We start from the raw sequence: 15310 nt of genomic DNA, 5'->3' as shown, positions 1-15310 counted from the left end.
TCAAAGTTATCAAAAGTTGTCTTTAAAATACGGTTGTTGAAAGTCAATTTTTTGCTATAAAGCAAATCCATATGCTCTTTTAGGAGATACATGTCGACATTATCTTTTGATACGGTTCATATTTTATCAATAAGCAGCAATAATTAAGTTAGCGAACCGATAGGCAAAAAGGACTTTGTCAGTGAGATATACACCAACACTTAAACTCAGCACCCGCTTGACCGCATTCATTACCGTAATGGTAATAAGTGCAATGTTTGTGTTGTTTATCGGAGGAACACTGTCGTTCAAACGTGTTGGTGAGGATTATCTTAATAAGAACTTGGAAAATATCGTTGATGTTATTGAGCAAGAGTTTGTGGCATCAAAGACTCCTGAACAGATAGATATTTGGTTACCTAAGCTATTGCGATCTAGTCACATTGTTTCGCTGGATATCAACTCTTCAGAGTCACGCCTTTATCATTTTGAAGAAGACTTACCTCCAGCTGAGAGAAATCGTTTAATATCCAGACAATACATATTAACAGGTTCAGGTGACATAACAGTTGAACTACAGGTATTGCCTCCCTATTTAGACTCAAGTTACTCATTGGGCTCTCTTTCATTTATTTCTTTGGCCATTGCTATTGTTATTCTTTTTTTAATTCAGGGAGTGCAGTGGCTAAAAAGGCAATTAAGAGGGAGTGAGTTGCTGGAAGAAAGAGGGCGGATGCTACTCGCTGGTAGGGTTGAAGAATATGCTAAAGGTGATCACCAAGAGTGGCCTTATACTGCAAGTGAGGCACTGGATACCCTTATCGAAGAACTTAGAGATGCAAGACAAGAACGAAGCCGGTTCGATACGTTTATTCGTTCACATACATTTCTGGATCAGTTAACTGGTGCTGCCAACAGAGTACTGTTTGATAGTAAGTTAGAGTCAGCGCTTCAGGAAAGCGGAGCGACTGGTGGCATGATGCTGTTTCGAATAAATGATTGGGAGAATGTGTATGAAAACAATGATAAATCTGTCGCTGACGAGTTTATTATTGAAATGGGTCGCATTATTTCCAACATTTCTCAACGTTTTCCAGACGTTGTTTTCTCTCGCTATTATGATTCTGACTTTGCGCTGCTCATTCCGCATCAGACAGATAAAGACATTTCTGTTTTGGCAAACCAGTGTGTTCGTCAATTTGAAAAAGTTGAGCCGATTGAGCCTTTAGAAAAGGATAACTGGTGCCATATTGGCATAACTTACTACTCCGAAGGTGAACGACGTGGGCATATTCTTGGAGAAGCAGAAACCGCACTGAAAAGTGCTCAGTTACAAAACATAAATACATGGAGTCGTTTTCAGAAAAAGATCAAAGATAGTGATTCAAGAGGTACGGTTCGCTGGAGAACATTGTTCGATAAATCTTTCCAGAAAGAAGAAGTACTCATATTTGAGCAGCCCTGTTATCTGGTTGATCCGAGTACTAACGAAACAAGTTTCTTGCACTCCGAACTATTTAGCCGAATAAACGATGATGGTGTCGGGATATTAAAAGCATCTCGATTTATGGCAGCGGTTGAATTAGTTGGGTATGAAGCTCAATTGGATCGTCTTGTTTTTAAGACTATTTTTAACCAATTAAAAGAATCTCAGTTACTAACATGCTATTCTATAAACTTAAACGTACTGCCTTTCAGAGATAGGAATCATGTACGCTGGTTGAGAGATGAGCTCCTTCAAATGACCTCTGATATGCGTCGTTCTTTGAGTTTTGAGTTCACTGAAGGCACTTTAGTCAAGCATCTCGACTTTATGCGACCTGTAGTAAAGATGATTTCAGGAGTCGGTTGTTCCGTTATTGTTGGGCAGGCAGGGCGGACAATTACCAGCACGCACTATATTAAAGATCTTAATGTTGATTATTTGAAGCTTCATCGAAGTTTGGTGAAAAGAATCGAACAACGGCAGGAAAATCAGCTATTTATTAGAAGTATTGTTGGTGCGTGTGATAAATCCAAAACTAAGGTTATTGCTGTAGGTGTAGAAACAGGAAGGGAATGGAGAGCATTAGTTGAATTAGGTGTTGATGGTGGGCAAGGAAGGCTGTTTCAAGCTGAAAAACAGATAATTCCTAAGCCAGAAGCTCCGTTAGTTCAAATTGGTCGCAGAAACCGTTGGCGTAAAAAATACTAGAGATAAGTGATAACGATGAACTTAAAGTCATTGCTTGCCAAGTTTACATCAAAAAATAAAACCAAAAGCCAGAATTATATTGTGATTCAGGCCGACGCCATTTATTGCTCTGAGCCAAATAATAAAGCCGGCTTAATAAACAAGTTTCCTATCGAGTCCGGTTGGGAATCAACGCTCGACTCCGCACTCTCAGTTGCCAACTTTGTTGGACACCAGTTCACCGTTGTCGTCTCGTCTCAGTTTTATCAAAACTATCAGATAGATAAACCGGAAATACCAGAAGAAGAATGGTCTGGAGCTCTGCCATTCCTTCTAAAAGACCTTATATCAGAAAGAGTTACGGATATCGTCGCTGATGGCTATCCGGTGCTTGATGGGAAAAAGGCGCAGGTATATGTGCTTAATAAAACTACCCTTGGAAGCATTAATGCGGCTATCGAAAATGCAGGGGCAACTCTAAGCAGAATTATCCCTGAGGATGAAGTTTGGGGACATCTAAAGAGTGATTATCCAAACTTCATGCTGCTTCATCGATCTGAGAAGTCTAATTTCAAAATTGGTGCCTATGTAGAGCGAAAGATTCGTTTTCAACGAGTCATTCGCGGTGTTGTCTCGCCATTAACTGGCACGGCAATGGGCGATCTTCAGCTCGATAGCTTAGCTTTGGAAATACAGCGCTCAACAGATTTCCTTTCATCTCAGTACCGAGATGTCAGCATCAATCACTTGTATGTTTGCTGTGATGAAGAAATCCAGTCAGAACTGGTCTCTGCACTTTCTGAAAGACTTGGTGTTCAGGTTTTTGCAACCACAGAGCAAGAAAGAGTGGTATGTGGAGAACAACTTTTACAGTTGGCGCAGATTCTACCACCTGAGGGGATCAACCTCTTTCCTTCTTATCTGAGACCAAAAAGAGAACTCTTAACGTTAACAAACGTCGCTATTTCTTGGGGAATCGTTGCCGCGATCATGTTGTCGTTATTCGGTTTTTACTCAATTCAAAATGCTAAGTTCAATGATAAAGCTGAAAATGTTAGGCGAGAAGCAGATCATCTTACACAAGAGTTGAAGAGCGTTCAGGATCAGGTTGTTGCCCATAAGCCAACACCGTCAAAAGTTGCAGCACTGGAAAGGTTAAAGCTGGAAATTAAAGATAAGAAACGTTCGCTCCAGGCTATCGGAGACTTCGATACTGCTGAACAGGCTGGTTACTCGGGAGTGATGAGTTCATTGTCTGAGTTGGATACCAGAGATATTTCTGTCGCGTCGATTATTCTGGACAAACAAAAGCTAAATTTAAGCGGTTTGGCTAGAACTCCTGATAGTGTGCCCCGATGGGTGGCACAGTTTAAGAATGAGGTAGATCTGGTTGGAAGAAACTTTGAGCAATTAGTTATCGGAAGAAACGAGAATGATGTTGTGACTTTCCAGCTTGTCACAAGTGTAGATAAGGAGTCTCTTATTACCTCCACTCCTGTAGGTGAGGAGCAATAGTATGGATTTTTGGCAAAAATATAGCGAAAAATTTCTAGCATTGTCGAACCGGGAAAAGTGGCTATTGATGCTAGGAGGTTGCACTGGGCTTTTCTTTTTATTGCTGACTTTTTTGGTAGAGCCTGCCATCCAGAACAATGAAGCGGTTAGAAAGCGCATTCAAACGGAGTCTAATCAGATTCTGGCAATGAAAGGTGAAATGCAAAGCCTGAAGAACAGGTTAGGACAAGATCCAGACAAAGAAATCGACAAAGAATTAAGGCAACTAATGGAGAAAAGCCAAGAGCTGTCGTCAGAGCTTGCTGAGCAGGTTGATAGATTGTTGTCGCCTGGGGAGATGGCTAACTTGCTTCAGGAAGTATTGGTTAGCAGCAAAGGCCTTAAATTAGTCTCTCTGGAGTCACAACCGGCTAAACCTGTGCTAGCCGATGCCGATAACAAAGGAGTGAACTATTACATTCATCCGGTGCGCATAGAGCTCACGGGAAGCTACTTTCAGATTAAGGATTACCTTAAATCTTTGGAAGGTATGACGGTGAAATACTTCTGGAGTAAGTTTCAATATCAGGTTGAAGAGTACCCAAAGGCAAGGTTGGTTTTGGAAGTGTATACATTAGGTACGAGGCTGGAGTTTATCGGTGGTTAGCAATAAAGCGAAAATATCTTGTCTGTTGATGGCTACATTCTGTTTGTTGGGAAATGCAGTCTACGCTGCCGATGACCCTACTGCGCCGTTGGACTGGGCTCAACCTAAGGTGACGAGTAAGACGAAAGTAAAGAAAAAACACCCATTACCATCAGTTCAAAGTATTGTTTGTGAAAAGGATAAAGATGGTTGCTATGCGATTGTAAACAGCAAAATTGTAAATCGTGGGGAAGTAATTAATGGATTCAAAATAAAAAACATCACTTCAGAAAAAGTCGATGTTACCAGAAGTGGTAAACAGTGGGAGCTTAGAGTCTTTCCGCTGGATATTAAGCAATAAGGTTTCATAAAAATGCGTAAAGTCTTAACAGGAATAATAATATTCGCATTGGTTGGCTGTTCAATGGGGCATAGAGACCCCATAGAGGCCAAGCAAGCGCTGAATGAAGCTGCAAACAATGCTAATAGCCGAAGTCTGGATGAACTTCCTGCGTCTGTACAAGCTGATCTGATGCCTGAACTGGATTCAGGAAGTGGTTTGAATGACAAGATATTGAAGCGCTTTAGAGTTCAGGCTAAAGACGTAGATGCTCAACTCTTTTTTGCCAGCATAGTTAAAGATACGGAGTACAGCGCAGTTATTCATCCAAAAGTTTCAGGCACTATCACTCTTAACCTTTCTGATGTCACTTTAGATGAGTTGCTTGATGTTCTCAAAGATATGTATGGCTATGACGTAGTCAGAAGTGGAAAAATTTTACAGGTATACCCAGCCGGAATCCGAACAGAGACAATTCCTGTTGATTATATTCAATTTACAAGAAGTGGGCGCTCGCTAACCTCCATTACAACCAGTACTGTTACTACCCGTGATGAGGGGAACTCGAACGATACATCCAATAACAACTCAAACAGCTCAAGTTCTAGTTCGAGCTCTTCATCAAATAACAACAATAATAACAGTAACAGGTCGTCTTCGAACAATACCATCACAGGGGGTACAACCATTGAAACGAAGAATGAGAGTGACTTCTGGAAACAACTACAGAGCTCAGTGTCATCGTTAATCGGAACTGGAGAAGGGCGCAGTGTCGTCGTTTCTCCTCAAGCTGGTTTGATGATGGTTCGGGCATATCCTGATGAGATCCGAGAAATAAAACAGTTCCTGAACTCTTCAAGTCAAAGGCTTCAGCGTCAGGTTATTTTGGAAGCGAAAATTCTTGAAGTAACGCTAAGTGATGGTTACCAACAAGGTATTAACTGGTCAAATATGTCGCTTTTCGGCAATGACATCTCTATCGCCAGAACCGCTGTGTCCACTACTTTGCCGGGAATGAATGAGATTGGTGAGTTACTGGGTGGTCAGACTAACGTAACGATCTCCGACGGAAGCTTTCAGGCGGTGCTTAGTTTTATGGGGACGCAGGGTGATTTAAATATCCTCTCTAGCCCGCGTATAACAGCAACGAACAACCAGAAAGCGGTCATCAAAGTTGGTACCGATGAGTACTTTGTTACCGGTGTTGAGTATAACTATCAAGAGGTTGGCGACACGGTTATTAGAAACCCTGAATATCAGATGACGCCATTTTTCTCCGGTATTTCTTTGGATGTGACCCCTCAAATAGATGACCAGGGCAACGTTCTATTGCATGTTCATCCCTCTGTTATTGAAGTTGTCGAGAAAAACTACGACTTTTTGGAAAATGCACCGTTTGCCAGCAGTACGGTGCGTGAATCCGACTCTGTCATAAGAGCAAAAGATGGAGACGTGGTTGTTATCGGTGGTTTGATGAAATCAAACACGAAAAATCAGGTATCTAAAGTACCGTTTCTTGGTGATATTCCGGGGCTTGGGCATTTGTTTAGAAATACCAATAACTTCACCGAGAAAACCGAGCTAGTCATCTTGCTCAAACCAACAGTGGTTGGTGTACATACCTGGCAACAAGAGGTTGAAAGATCTCGAGATTTATTGCAAGAGTGGTTCCCTGATTCGGAGTAAAAATGTATCAGACATTTTTTAGCTTTAGTCAGGCACCATTTAGCCTGACACCCAATACCGGTCTTTTCCATGGCCTACCACCTCATTATGAGGCTATTCAGACCGTCTTGTCTGCAGTCGAAATGGGCGAAGGTGTGATAAAGGTGACGGGAGAAGTGGGCACTGGAAAAACCATGGTTTGCAGGATGTTACTCAACGAGCTAATGGAAAAAGTGGCGTTGATCTATCTTCCTAATCCGGTGTTATCTGCAGAAGAGCTAAGACAAGCGATAGCCAAAGAGCTGAAAGTAGAAAAGCATCCAGATCAGACGCTTGTGGATGCTATTCAAATGCGGTTGTTGGAAATCCACAAAACAGGTAAATCTACGGTCGCTCTAATTGATGAGGCTCAAGCGCTGAGCGATGAGGCGCTTGAGACGCTTCGGTTATTTGGAAACTTTGAAACAGAGAACAGCAAGCTTCTTCAACTGGTTATTCTTGGTCAACCAGAACTGGATATCCGACTGCATGCGGATCACCTGCGCCAATTTAGACAACGGATTACCTTTAGTGCGGAGTTACGTCCTTTGAATCAAGAAGAGACGTTTGCGTATATCAGTCACCGTGTTCATATTTGCGGATCTCGTGATGATATCTTCAATGAAGGTATAAAAAAGGCTATCTGGAAGGCAAGCAAAGGAATCCCTCGTTTGATTAACCAGATTTGCCATAAATCATTACTGCTGGCTTTTAACGATCGAAGTGTAAAAGTGAGTAACAAACATCTGTTTGCTGCTTTGCAGGATACTTATGATGCCCGAAAACCAAAATATAAAACCCCATACTTATGGGGATGGAGTGAGGCATGAGTGTAATTAACAATGCGCTTACTGACATAGCAAACAAAGAGAATGGTGAGTCATCAACACTCAAGCGGGCAGAAATTCCGAAGGTGAAGAGTTCAGGGAAGCTTGCCTGGGCGATTGGTGGTTTAGCATTAAGTTTGGCTCTCGGTGGCTGGGCGGTATCTACTCAGATGGACGATGACTACGCCCTTGATTTAGTAGATAAAGTAAACAGTGAAAAAGCGAGTGTAGACAGCGCTATTGTTGAGTCGGTACCGTTATCTGTACCTGCAGAACCAATGACAGAACAGGAGGTCGATCTCCAATCTCACGCGGTTAAGCTTTCTCCAACGGTTAAGGTTTCTGAAGAGAACAACTTACCTGTATATAGCGTAGATAGAAATACTCTGGTAAAGAAAAAAACGGTAGCTAAACAAACAGCAAAACCTAGCCCTGCAGCTAAGCCATTGCCTGCGTCTAAAAAGGTTGAACAGAAGCAAACAATTCAAAAAAGAGATGTAACTAAGAAACCGATTAAAATCGCTCAAGTAGAGCAAACAAAGAAATCGACAGATTTAGATTCTGGCGCTATGCAGGTACAGCATGTTGAGCTGACTTCCGCACAAATTGCCCAAAAAGCAGTAGAGCGAGCGAAGCGAGCATTAGATAGTAATGATCTGAGCAGAGCCATTAAAGAGTATGAAAAAGCCCTTAGATACAGACCTTCGGATGATAAAAGCAGAAGAAAGCTAGCTGCGCTCTATTATGGTAAGAAAAATGTTCGAAAGTCGGTAGAGGTATTAAGGCAGGGCATTCGGCTGGATGAAGATAACCAAAAGCTCCGAATCGCATTGAGTAAGATATTAGTTAAGGAAGGTCAGCCTGAAGCGGCATTAAGCCCTTTGGTTCACCTGCCTGAATCCGCAAGTATTGAGTACCTGTCATTGAGAGCAGGATTGGCGCAACAGACTAAAACCAACGCTATCGCGATGGAAACCTACCAGCAGTTGGTATTACTAGAGGGTGATAACGCTCGCTGGTGGTTAGGGTTAGCCATTCAGCAAGAGAGAGAGCTCAACTACGAAGCTGCCATAAGTTCCTACACGAATGCTTTAAGCCGAATTGGACTTTCTAAAAACAGTCAGGCATTTATCCGTGATCGATTGTCACTTCTCAAAGGCTTAGTGGGGAACGGAAATGCAGATTAAACTGAAAAAGCGCTTAGGTGACTTGCTGGTTGAAGAAGGTATTATAACTGAAGAACAAGTGGAATCAGCACTTCAGGCTCAACGGCAATCTGGTCGAAAGCTAGGTGCAACACTTATTCAGTTAGGGTTTTTATCTGAACATCAGTTGCTAGACTTTCTTTCTCAGCAGCTATCTCTCCCTCTTATCGATCTTACCCGGGCAAATGTAGATGTGGATGCTGTGCAGCTACTGCCAGAAGTACATGCCCGCAGAGTAAGGGCGTTAGTGATTAGCAGGCATGGTGACGTACTAAGAGTAGCAATGAGTGATCCAGCCGATCTTAGCGCGCAGGAAACAGTGCTTAGTCGCCTGGCTCAGTATCAGGTTGAGTTTGTCATTGCGTCAGAAGGTCAGTTGGTTGATAGCTTTGATCGTTATTACCGTAGAACAAAAGAGATTGCCTCTTTTGCCGAGCAGCTTCATGCAGAGCATCAAACTACGGAGACCTTTGACTTCGGAGTAACTGAAGAGGCTGACAGTGATGAAGTTACAGTCGTAAAGCTGATTAACTCACTGTTTGAGGATGCAGTTCAGGTTGGCGCATCGGATATTCATATAGAGCCTGATACCAGCATTCTTCGCCTTCGCCAGCGAGTAGATGGTGTTTTACACGAAACAATACTAAGTGAAGTAAATATTGCTTCAGCACTGGTTCTTCGTTTGAAGTTAATGGCGAACCTGGATATCTCTGAAAAAAGACTTCCACAAGATGGACGCTTTAATATTCGGGTGAAAGGTCAGTCTATTGATATCCGTATGTCTACTATGCCAGTTCAACAAGGTGAATCGGTGGTAATGCGCCTGTTAAATCAGTCTGCGGGTGTTCGAAAGCTGGAAGAGTCAGGTTTGCCAGATGATCTTCTTGTTCGCTTCAGAAGGCAATTAAAGCGACCACATGGGATGATACTTGTTACTGGCCCAACAGGTTCAGGTAAAACAACGACTTTATATGGCGCATTAACTGAGCTGAATGACCCTTCCAAAAAGATCATTACCGCAGAAGATCCTGTTGAATATCGTTTGTCCCGTGTGAATCAGGTACAGATAAACCCGAAAATAGATCTCGATTTTTCTACCGTTCTTAGAACATTTTTACGTCAGGATCCAGATATTATCCTGGTCGGTGAGATGCGAGATCAGGAAACTGTCGAGATCGGATTACGAGCCGCACTTACGGGTCACCTTGTTTTAAGTACTTTACACACGAATGACGCAGTGGATAGTGCACTGCGTATGATGGACATGGGTGCTCCGGGGTATCTGGTCGCAAGTGCAGTAAGAGCCGTCTTAGCTCAGCGGTTGGTAAGGAAAGTGTGTACCGACTGCAGTGCTCCGGACGTGTTGGATGATGCGCGAAAGAGCTGGATTGAAAGTCGTTTCCCAAATCAGGCGAACGCTGCATTTACAAAAGGAGTGGGGTGCCAGCGTTGTAACCTAACTGGATATCGTGGTCGTATTGGTGTTTTTGAGTTCCTGGAGTTGCAGGAAGAGATGATGGACGCACTACGAGCAAATGATGCCGTGGAGTTCGCTATAAAGGCGCGTCAAGCTGAAGGGTATAAACCATTGCTGGTATCAGCAATGGAGCTTGCTTTGCAGGGTATTATCAGTATCGATGAAGTGATGACTCTTGGGGAAGGTGATTCATCGGGAAACACAGATCCGATTTATCTGTAAGGGTGTCAGATGGCGAATTTTAAGTATCAGGGTAGAAGTCCGGATGGTAGCAAAGCAGCAGGAGTGGTAGACGCAGCCTCTGAAGAACTCGCGGCCGAGTCTCTGATTAACAAAGGCATTATCCCGACATCTATTGTGCCGATATCGGACTCTGAATCTTCGTTTGGCTTTGATTTGGCAAGATATCTGACGCCATCAATTCCTCTCGAAGCCTTGGTGATATTTTGTCGTCAGATGTACAGCCTTACCAAAGCGGGTGTACCGCTTTTAAGAGCGATAAAAGGATTAACTTTAAACAGCACCAATAAACAACTAAAGCAGGCATTGGAAGAGGTGGGTGCCGAACTTACCAACGGCCGAAGTTTGTCTGCATCTATGAAGTTGCATTCTAAAGTGTTTAGCCCATTGTTTGTCTCAATGATCAATGTGGGTGAAAACACAGGTCGTCTGGATGAAGTGCTCCTGCAGCTGAGCCAGTATTACGAACAAGAAGTCGAAACCCGTAAGCGCATAAAAACAGCGATGCGCTATCCAACGTTTGTTGTGACTTTTGTCGTGGGGGCGATGTTCGTACTTAACATTATGGTCATTCCTCAGTTTGCCACTATGTTTGGTCGTTTTGGGGTAGATCTGCCGCTGCCAACCCGAATACTGATTTCGACATCGGAGTTTTTTGTTGCCTATTGGCCTTGGATGATTATTGCGATTATTGGCTCTTTTATTGGTTTTAAAGTATGGGTTTCAGGCATTGCTGGAAGAGAACAATGGGATAAGTTCAGATTAAAGATGCCTATTGTTGGTGACATTGTTAATCGTGCGCAGCTAGGGCGATTCTCCAGAACGTTTGCACTGATGCTTCGTTCAGGCGTGCCACTGAATCAGTCAATAGCGCTTTCAGCAGAATCGATGGGAAACAAGTACCTCGAACTGCGGCTGCTAGAGATGAAAAATGCGATAGAGGCGGGAGGAAGCGTTTCTGCTACTGCGATAAACGCAGGGATATTCACCCCTTTGGTTATCCAGATGATCGCTGTTGGTGAAGAAACGGGTCGAATTGATGAGTTATTAATGGAAGTGGCAGACTTCTATGAGCGCGAAGTGGACTACGACTTGAAAACCCTGACTGCGAGAATTGAACCGATTTTATTGGTTATTGTCGCAGGTATGGTTCTGGTGCTTGCATTGGGTATCTTCCTGCCAATGTGGGGGATGCTGGATGTAATTAAGGGGTAGAATGAGTATAAAACCGAGATTTGCGGTTTGGCTTCTGCTTGTCCTTATATTGATTTCATCATTTCTTTTTTCGTGGGAAAAGGTGGAACCAGAGGCGGAAGCCGCTGCCTATAGTGTGGCAAAGAAAAGAATGCTGGATTGGGCAAATCACTATAAGCAGTCATGGTTAGTACATAAGTACCCAGATACATTGAAGATACAGAATCAGGATGTACAGTTTAATCAACATGGCTGGGTAGTTCCGGGCAGCCTAAAAAGTCCTGACTGCAAACGTTGGTTTGATTTGTTGCATCCGGAAGAAGAAATAATGGGGCGTCAGTACATTGAAATGGAAAGCGAGCCTTTAGAAAACGGCACTCAGTGTCGATATATATTTACAGATAGAAGGAAAATTGTTGTCTCGCTGCAGGGCAAACACTTTTCTGTTGAACTAGTAAATTAGTAGAAATGTAGTACTTCTAATTACTTAAGAATGTTTAAGGTCGAGTGATATGAGAAAAGCATCGGGTTTCACATTAGTTGAGCTGGTTGTTGTAATTGTAATCGTAGGGCTTTTAGCCGTTGCAGCATTACCTAAGTTCCTGGATGTAACTGATGAAGCCAAAAAGGCAAGTATAGAAGGTGTTGCTGGTGGGTTTGCGACTGCAGTTTTATCCGCCAGGGCGCAATGGGAAGCGGAAGCCAGGCCCAAAAATACAAGTGGCTCTAACTCAGTCAATTATGACGGCACCACTTTTTTGCTGACCAGCTCTTCAAACTCAGGTTTTAGAGATGGCTACCCGATAGCGTTAGACAATGGATCTGGTTCTGATTCGTCAGCGACCAGCAGCTCTTGCCGGGATTTGATGGACGAGTTGCTGCAGAACCCTCCTCAGGTGGCCGTAGTAGGCAGTACAACAAGTGATAGTAACTATTCCGCTGAAGCGATCAATAGCGGTGAATGTCGATACACTCAGCTAGAAGGAACAACCGGGCATTATTTTACCTATGACGTTAATACAGGAAGAGTGACAGTTTCGTTGCAATGAGCTTTAGTTAAGTAATTAAGGTGATAAAAAAGAACATTAGATATGTGTTGAGTTTATAACTAAATGTATTCGGGTTTTATAGTGAAATATCGTATAATTTCTTGAATATACAATGTGTTATTGAATTGCCTGTTGTGTTTGTGCGTTCATATTCACGTAACCAATAAGTAAGAGAGTATAGCTATGAAAAGACAAGGTGGTTTCACCCTTATAGAGCTAGTGGTAGTGATTGTTATCCTTGGTATTCTTGCGGTAACAGCGGCACCAAGGTTTTTGAATTTGCAGACTGATGCAAGAAACGCTGCGTTACAGGGGCTGAAAGGTGCTTTAAACGGAGCAGCAGGTATTACATATGGTAAGGCTGCCATAGATGGTAAAGAAACTGATTCAACTGAAACAATTACAGATAGTGGTGTTAGTATCGGTATCGTTTATGGTTATCCTGCAGCTAGTACAGCTGGTATCGATGTAGCTGCTACCCTGGATGTAACGAATGATTGGGATGCTTTTCAAGGGACGGGTATTCGCTATTATACGTTCAAGTCTGATAGTGGGTTGAGTGCTGCTCCGAACGATTGCTTCGTTTCTTATCAGCAGGCTACCTCAGCAGCAGCGTATTCAATTACTCTAAATGACTGTGCTAACTAAGATTTTATACAGGGTTTGTTAAAGCAAGCCCTGTAAAATTGTTAGGCTTTACAGTTATGATCAGATATTTCTGAGGCAAGTATCAATGAAGGGCAACGTGCGTTCAAAATGTGTAGCCGGTTTTACACTTATTGAGCTCGTTATTGTTACTATTCTTCTCGGAATAATCTCCGTCTACGCTGCCAGCAGATATATAGGTAAATCCAGCTTTTCAACATACGCTGCTCAAGAGCAAGCCATTTCTATTGTCCGTCAGATCCAGCTTGGGCGGATGTATTCCAATGTCACCACCCCTGATGACAATTATCAACTAGAGATTTCCGGTAACTGCTTAGGTTCAGTGCAGAGCTGTGATCTTAGCGATGATGATGCGGAGACTATCAGTAACCGATTATTGATAGATGATAGTCTCACTCTGAGTTCCACTCATTCTCTTATTAACTTTGATCTTTTAGGTAATCCAGACGTTGGTGCGGTAACCATTACTATTTCAAATGCAAGTGGTACTGAATCCAACCGGGTTTGTATCAATGCTCAGGGGTATGTGAATGGCTGCTAAGACAGTTAAAGGGTTTACCCTGATTGAAAGCGTTGTAGCCATTGTAGTAATGGCCTTTGCCATGTTGTCTCTTGTTACTTTTTTGTTCCCAGAAGTAGAAAACTCTGCTCGCCCACATTATGAAGTCAGAGCATCGGCATTAGCGCAAAGCCTGATGACTGAGGTTATTTCAAAAGGGTTTGATGAGAGCAGCGATCCAGACGGAGGGTATGAGCGTTGTGGTGAAGGAAGCAGAGTTTGTACTCTTTCAGGAAGCTTTGGACCTGACGGTGCTGAAACAGTAGGTAGTTATAACGATGTAGATGACTATATTGGTTGCTGGTCTACTAACAGTCATAGTGAGACCTATTGTTCAGGAACTCCGGTCGGTAACTTGAGTGATATTTTCGGTACCGACATCTCTACAGATTATCCCAACTTTGCTGCCAATGTAGCTGTGTTTTATGAAAATGGGTCAGAGCTTTCCGGAACTAAAAGCGAGGTTATCAAACGGGTTCAAATAGATATTACTGCTGGAGAATATGGCACATATACCTACTCTGCGTACAGGGGGAACTACTGATGAAGTCTCGTGGTTTTACCTTGGTCGAGATGGTCATGACTATCATCATTGTTGGCATTATAGTGCTCGGTATTACGGGGTATATAGAATTAGGCTTTAGAGGGTATACGGATACCATAGACAGGCAAAAGGTGCAGAATCAAGCTCGGTTTGTGATAGAAAAAATGTCCCGGGAGGTTCGCCACGCTGTGCCTAACAGTTTTTCTCTTTCTGGCGGAAACAAGTGCATCTCATTTTTCCCAATCAAATATTCAGGCTTTTATACTCAAAACGAAGCGACGAACAAAGTCGAGTTTATTGCAGATAATCAAGGCAACACGGTTTCTTTTACTTCCGGTGATCGCATCGTAATAAACCCTAGCCGAAGTAATGATCTGGGTGTCAGTAGTAGTGCTTCTGCATCGGTTTCTGATTGCGCGATTAACTGTAGCGTCACACCTGAAGGCGTATATACCATAGACGATAACTTCACCAGTCACTCAATAGCGAATCGTCATTACATCTACAATGTGAATAACGAAGTTACTTATTGCCTCAGTTCAGGTGTTGTTACTCGAGAGCAAAACAATACGACCTGGACTGTTGGTGATGGCATTGATGTTGCTCAATCCAGTTTTAGTTATCAGCAGGCTTCGTTACAGCGAGGTGGTTTAGTTCATTTGAGTTTACTCTTTGTTCAAAATGCAGAAGAGAGTAGCTATAAACACGATGTGCAGGTGCTCAATGTTCCATAAGCCAATGATACGACTGAAGCAGAAGCGCAAGAAAAAACAGCAAGGAAACATGATTATAGTCATCGTGTTTGTTTTGGTTGTTATGGGACTGCTGGCGGCAAACTTGTCTCGTGTCCGATGGTCTAACCAGGATACCCTGACCAGAGAATACTTAGGAACGCAAGCGTGGTTTTTGGCTCATTCGGCAAACGAATGGGCACTTACTATCCTATTTCCATTGAACGAAACAGAATTGCCTTCTGAGCTAACTACTCGCTGCGATAGTATCAACGGTACATTAGGCGCTACAGCCGCACAGGCGTTAGTTGATAACGCAGGAATGCCATGTCGGGCTCCAACTATTGTATGTAATGCGCCGGATAGCAATATTCCTGATGATCTTCAGTACTATACTGTTACTACAACCGCGGTGTGTGGTAACTCGGCTTCGCATCAGGTTCAGCGAATGCAGGAAGTGTGGGCTAAGGGAGTCAAATAAG

Annotated in this window: 16 protein-coding genes; all 16 read left to right on the top strand. The window is 42.9% G+C overall.

All coding sequences use genetic code 11. From position 1 onward, the window contains the following. Positions 1 to 181: 181 nt before the first annotated feature. The 16 genes from csrD to SNR28_RS24480 all read left to right on the top strand — a co-directional run bounded on the left by csrD (position 182) and on the right by SNR28_RS24480 (position 15309). Entirely contained in the window at positions 182 to 2173 is a 1992-nt protein-coding gene (csrD, locus tag SNR28_RS24555) for an RNase E specificity factor CsrD (RefSeq protein WP_375751530.1), read from the top strand. Positions 2174 to 2188: 15 nt separating this feature from the next. Continuing rightward, positions 2189 to 3667, top strand: a complete 1479-nt coding sequence (locus SNR28_RS24550) for an MSHA biogenesis protein MshI (protein WP_375751528.1) — start codon at positions 2189 to 2191, stop codon at positions 3665 to 3667. A gap of 1 nt (position 3668) precedes the next feature. Then, positions 3669 to 4313: a type 4a pilus biogenesis protein PilO gene (gene pilO, locus SNR28_RS24545; RefSeq protein WP_375751527.1), complete on the top strand. Its 645-nt coding sequence runs from the start codon at positions 3669 to 3671 to the stop codon at positions 4311 to 4313. Continuing rightward, the gene (locus tag SNR28_RS24540; RefSeq protein ID WP_375751526.1) at positions 4306 to 4653 is read left to right on the top strand and encodes an MSHA biogenesis protein MshK; all 348 of its coding nucleotides are present in this window, start codon (positions 4306 to 4308) and stop codon (positions 4651 to 4653) included. The genes pilO and SNR28_RS24540 overlap by 8 nt, the downstream gene beginning before the upstream one ends. 12 nt (positions 4654 to 4665) lie before the next feature. After that, the gene (gene mshL, locus SNR28_RS24535) at positions 4666 to 6318 is read left to right on the top strand and encodes a pilus (MSHA type) biogenesis protein MshL (protein ID WP_375751524.1); all 1653 of its coding nucleotides are present in this window, start codon (positions 4666 to 4668) and stop codon (positions 6316 to 6318) included. A 2-nt stretch (positions 6319 to 6320) separates the two neighbouring features. Then, positions 6321 to 7166: an ExeA family protein gene (locus SNR28_RS24530; RefSeq protein ID WP_375751523.1), complete on the top strand. Its 846-nt coding sequence runs from the start codon at positions 6321 to 6323 to the stop codon at positions 7164 to 7166. Beyond that, a complete protein-coding gene (locus SNR28_RS24525) occupies positions 7163 to 8350 on the top strand; it encodes a tetratricopeptide repeat protein (RefSeq protein ID WP_375751522.1) in 1188 nt (395 codons plus the stop codon). Before SNR28_RS24530 ends, SNR28_RS24525 begins: the two co-directional genes overlap by 4 nt. Next, on the top strand, positions 8340 to 10067 hold the full coding sequence (locus SNR28_RS24520) for a GspE/PulE family protein (protein WP_375751521.1): 1728 nt from the start codon (positions 8340 to 8342) through the stop codon (positions 10065 to 10067). Before SNR28_RS24525 ends, SNR28_RS24520 begins: the two co-directional genes overlap by 11 nt. A gap of 9 nt (positions 10068 to 10076) precedes the next feature. Further along, positions 10077 to 11300: a type II secretion system F family protein gene (locus tag SNR28_RS24515; RefSeq protein ID WP_375751519.1), complete on the top strand. Its 1224-nt coding sequence runs from the start codon at positions 10077 to 10079 to the stop codon at positions 11298 to 11300. Between the two features lies 1 nt (position 11301). Beyond that, positions 11302 to 11742 carry a hypothetical protein gene (locus SNR28_RS24510; protein ID WP_375751518.1) on the top strand — a complete coding sequence of 147 codons (441 nt, stop codon included), beginning with the start codon at positions 11302 to 11304 and terminating at the stop codon, positions 11740 to 11742. A 49-nt stretch (positions 11743 to 11791) separates the two neighbouring features. After that, on the top strand, positions 11792 to 12328 hold the full coding sequence (locus SNR28_RS24505) for a prepilin-type N-terminal cleavage/methylation domain-containing protein (RefSeq protein WP_375751517.1): 537 nt from the start codon (positions 11792 to 11794) through the stop codon (positions 12326 to 12328). 183 nt (positions 12329 to 12511) lie between these two features. Continuing rightward, entirely contained in the window at positions 12512 to 12976 is a 465-nt protein-coding gene (locus tag SNR28_RS24500; protein WP_375751515.1) for a type II secretion system protein, read from the top strand. A gap of 85 nt (positions 12977 to 13061) precedes the next feature. After that, a complete protein-coding gene (locus SNR28_RS24495; protein WP_375751514.1) occupies positions 13062 to 13535 on the top strand; it encodes a type II secretion system protein in 474 nt (157 codons plus the stop codon). Next, positions 13525 to 14097: a prepilin-type N-terminal cleavage/methylation domain-containing protein gene (locus SNR28_RS24490; protein WP_375751512.1), complete on the top strand. Its 573-nt coding sequence runs from the start codon at positions 13525 to 13527 to the stop codon at positions 14095 to 14097. The genes SNR28_RS24495 and SNR28_RS24490 overlap by 11 nt, the downstream gene beginning before the upstream one ends. Next, entirely contained in the window at positions 14097 to 14831 is a 735-nt protein-coding gene (locus SNR28_RS24485; protein ID WP_375751510.1) for a prepilin-type N-terminal cleavage/methylation domain-containing protein, read from the top strand. The genes SNR28_RS24490 and SNR28_RS24485 overlap by 1 nt, the downstream gene beginning before the upstream one ends. Beyond that, on the top strand, positions 14821 to 15309 hold the full coding sequence (locus SNR28_RS24480; RefSeq protein WP_375751508.1) for a hypothetical protein: 489 nt from the start codon (positions 14821 to 14823) through the stop codon (positions 15307 to 15309). Before SNR28_RS24485 ends, SNR28_RS24480 begins: the two co-directional genes overlap by 11 nt. The last annotated feature ends 1 nt before the right edge of the window (position 15310 follow it).

The organism is Vibrio iocasae (genome assembly GCF_042245395.1).
In the GTDB taxonomy this organism is placed as follows: domain Bacteria; phylum Pseudomonadota; class Gammaproteobacteria; order Enterobacterales; family Vibrionaceae; genus Vibrio; species Vibrio iocasae.
Note: the sequence above shows the minus strand (reverse complement) of the source record. Positions and strands in the feature narration are given on the sequence as shown.

Excerpts from the sequence above, each read along its gene's own strand:
- SNR28_RS24525 (WP_375751522.1), top strand. The coding sequence starts at position 7,163 with ATGAGTGTAATTAACAATGCGCTTACTGACATAGCAAACAAAGAGAAT.
- SNR28_RS24520 (WP_375751521.1), top strand. The coding sequence starts at position 8,340 with ATGCAGATTAAACTGAAAAAGCGCTTAGGTGACTTGCTGGTTGAAGAA.
- SNR28_RS24490 (WP_375751512.1), top strand. The coding sequence starts at position 13,525 with ATGGCTGCTAAGACAGTTAAAGGGTTTACCCTGATTGAAAGCGTTGTA.
- SNR28_RS24480 (WP_375751508.1), top strand. The coding sequence starts at position 14,821 with ATGTTCCATAAGCCAATGATACGACTGAAGCAGAAGCGCAAGAAAAAA.
- SNR28_RS24530 (WP_375751523.1), top strand. The coding sequence starts at position 6,321 with ATGTATCAGACATTTTTTAGCTTTAGTCAGGCACCATTTAGCCTGACA.
- SNR28_RS24485 (WP_375751510.1), top strand. The coding sequence starts at position 14,097 with ATGAAGTCTCGTGGTTTTACCTTGGTCGAGATGGTCATGACTATCATC.
- SNR28_RS24495 (WP_375751514.1), top strand. The coding sequence starts at position 13,062 with ATGAAGGGCAACGTGCGTTCAAAATGTGTAGCCGGTTTTACACTTATT.
- pilO (WP_375751527.1), top strand. The coding sequence starts at position 3,669 with ATGGATTTTTGGCAAAAATATAGCGAAAAATTTCTAGCATTGTCGAAC.
- SNR28_RS24500 (WP_375751515.1), top strand. The coding sequence starts at position 12,512 with ATGAAAAGACAAGGTGGTTTCACCCTTATAGAGCTAGTGGTAGTGATT.
- SNR28_RS24505 (WP_375751517.1), top strand. The coding sequence starts at position 11,792 with ATGAGAAAAGCATCGGGTTTCACATTAGTTGAGCTGGTTGTTGTAATT.
- mshL (WP_375751524.1), top strand. The coding sequence starts at position 4,666 with ATGCGTAAAGTCTTAACAGGAATAATAATATTCGCATTGGTTGGCTGT.
- SNR28_RS24550 (WP_375751528.1), top strand. The coding sequence starts at position 2,189 with ATGAACTTAAAGTCATTGCTTGCCAAGTTTACATCAAAAAATAAAACC.
- SNR28_RS24510 (WP_375751518.1), top strand. The coding sequence starts at position 11,302 with ATGAGTATAAAACCGAGATTTGCGGTTTGGCTTCTGCTTGTCCTTATA.
- SNR28_RS24515 (WP_375751519.1), top strand. The coding sequence starts at position 10,077 with ATGGCGAATTTTAAGTATCAGGGTAGAAGTCCGGATGGTAGCAAAGCA.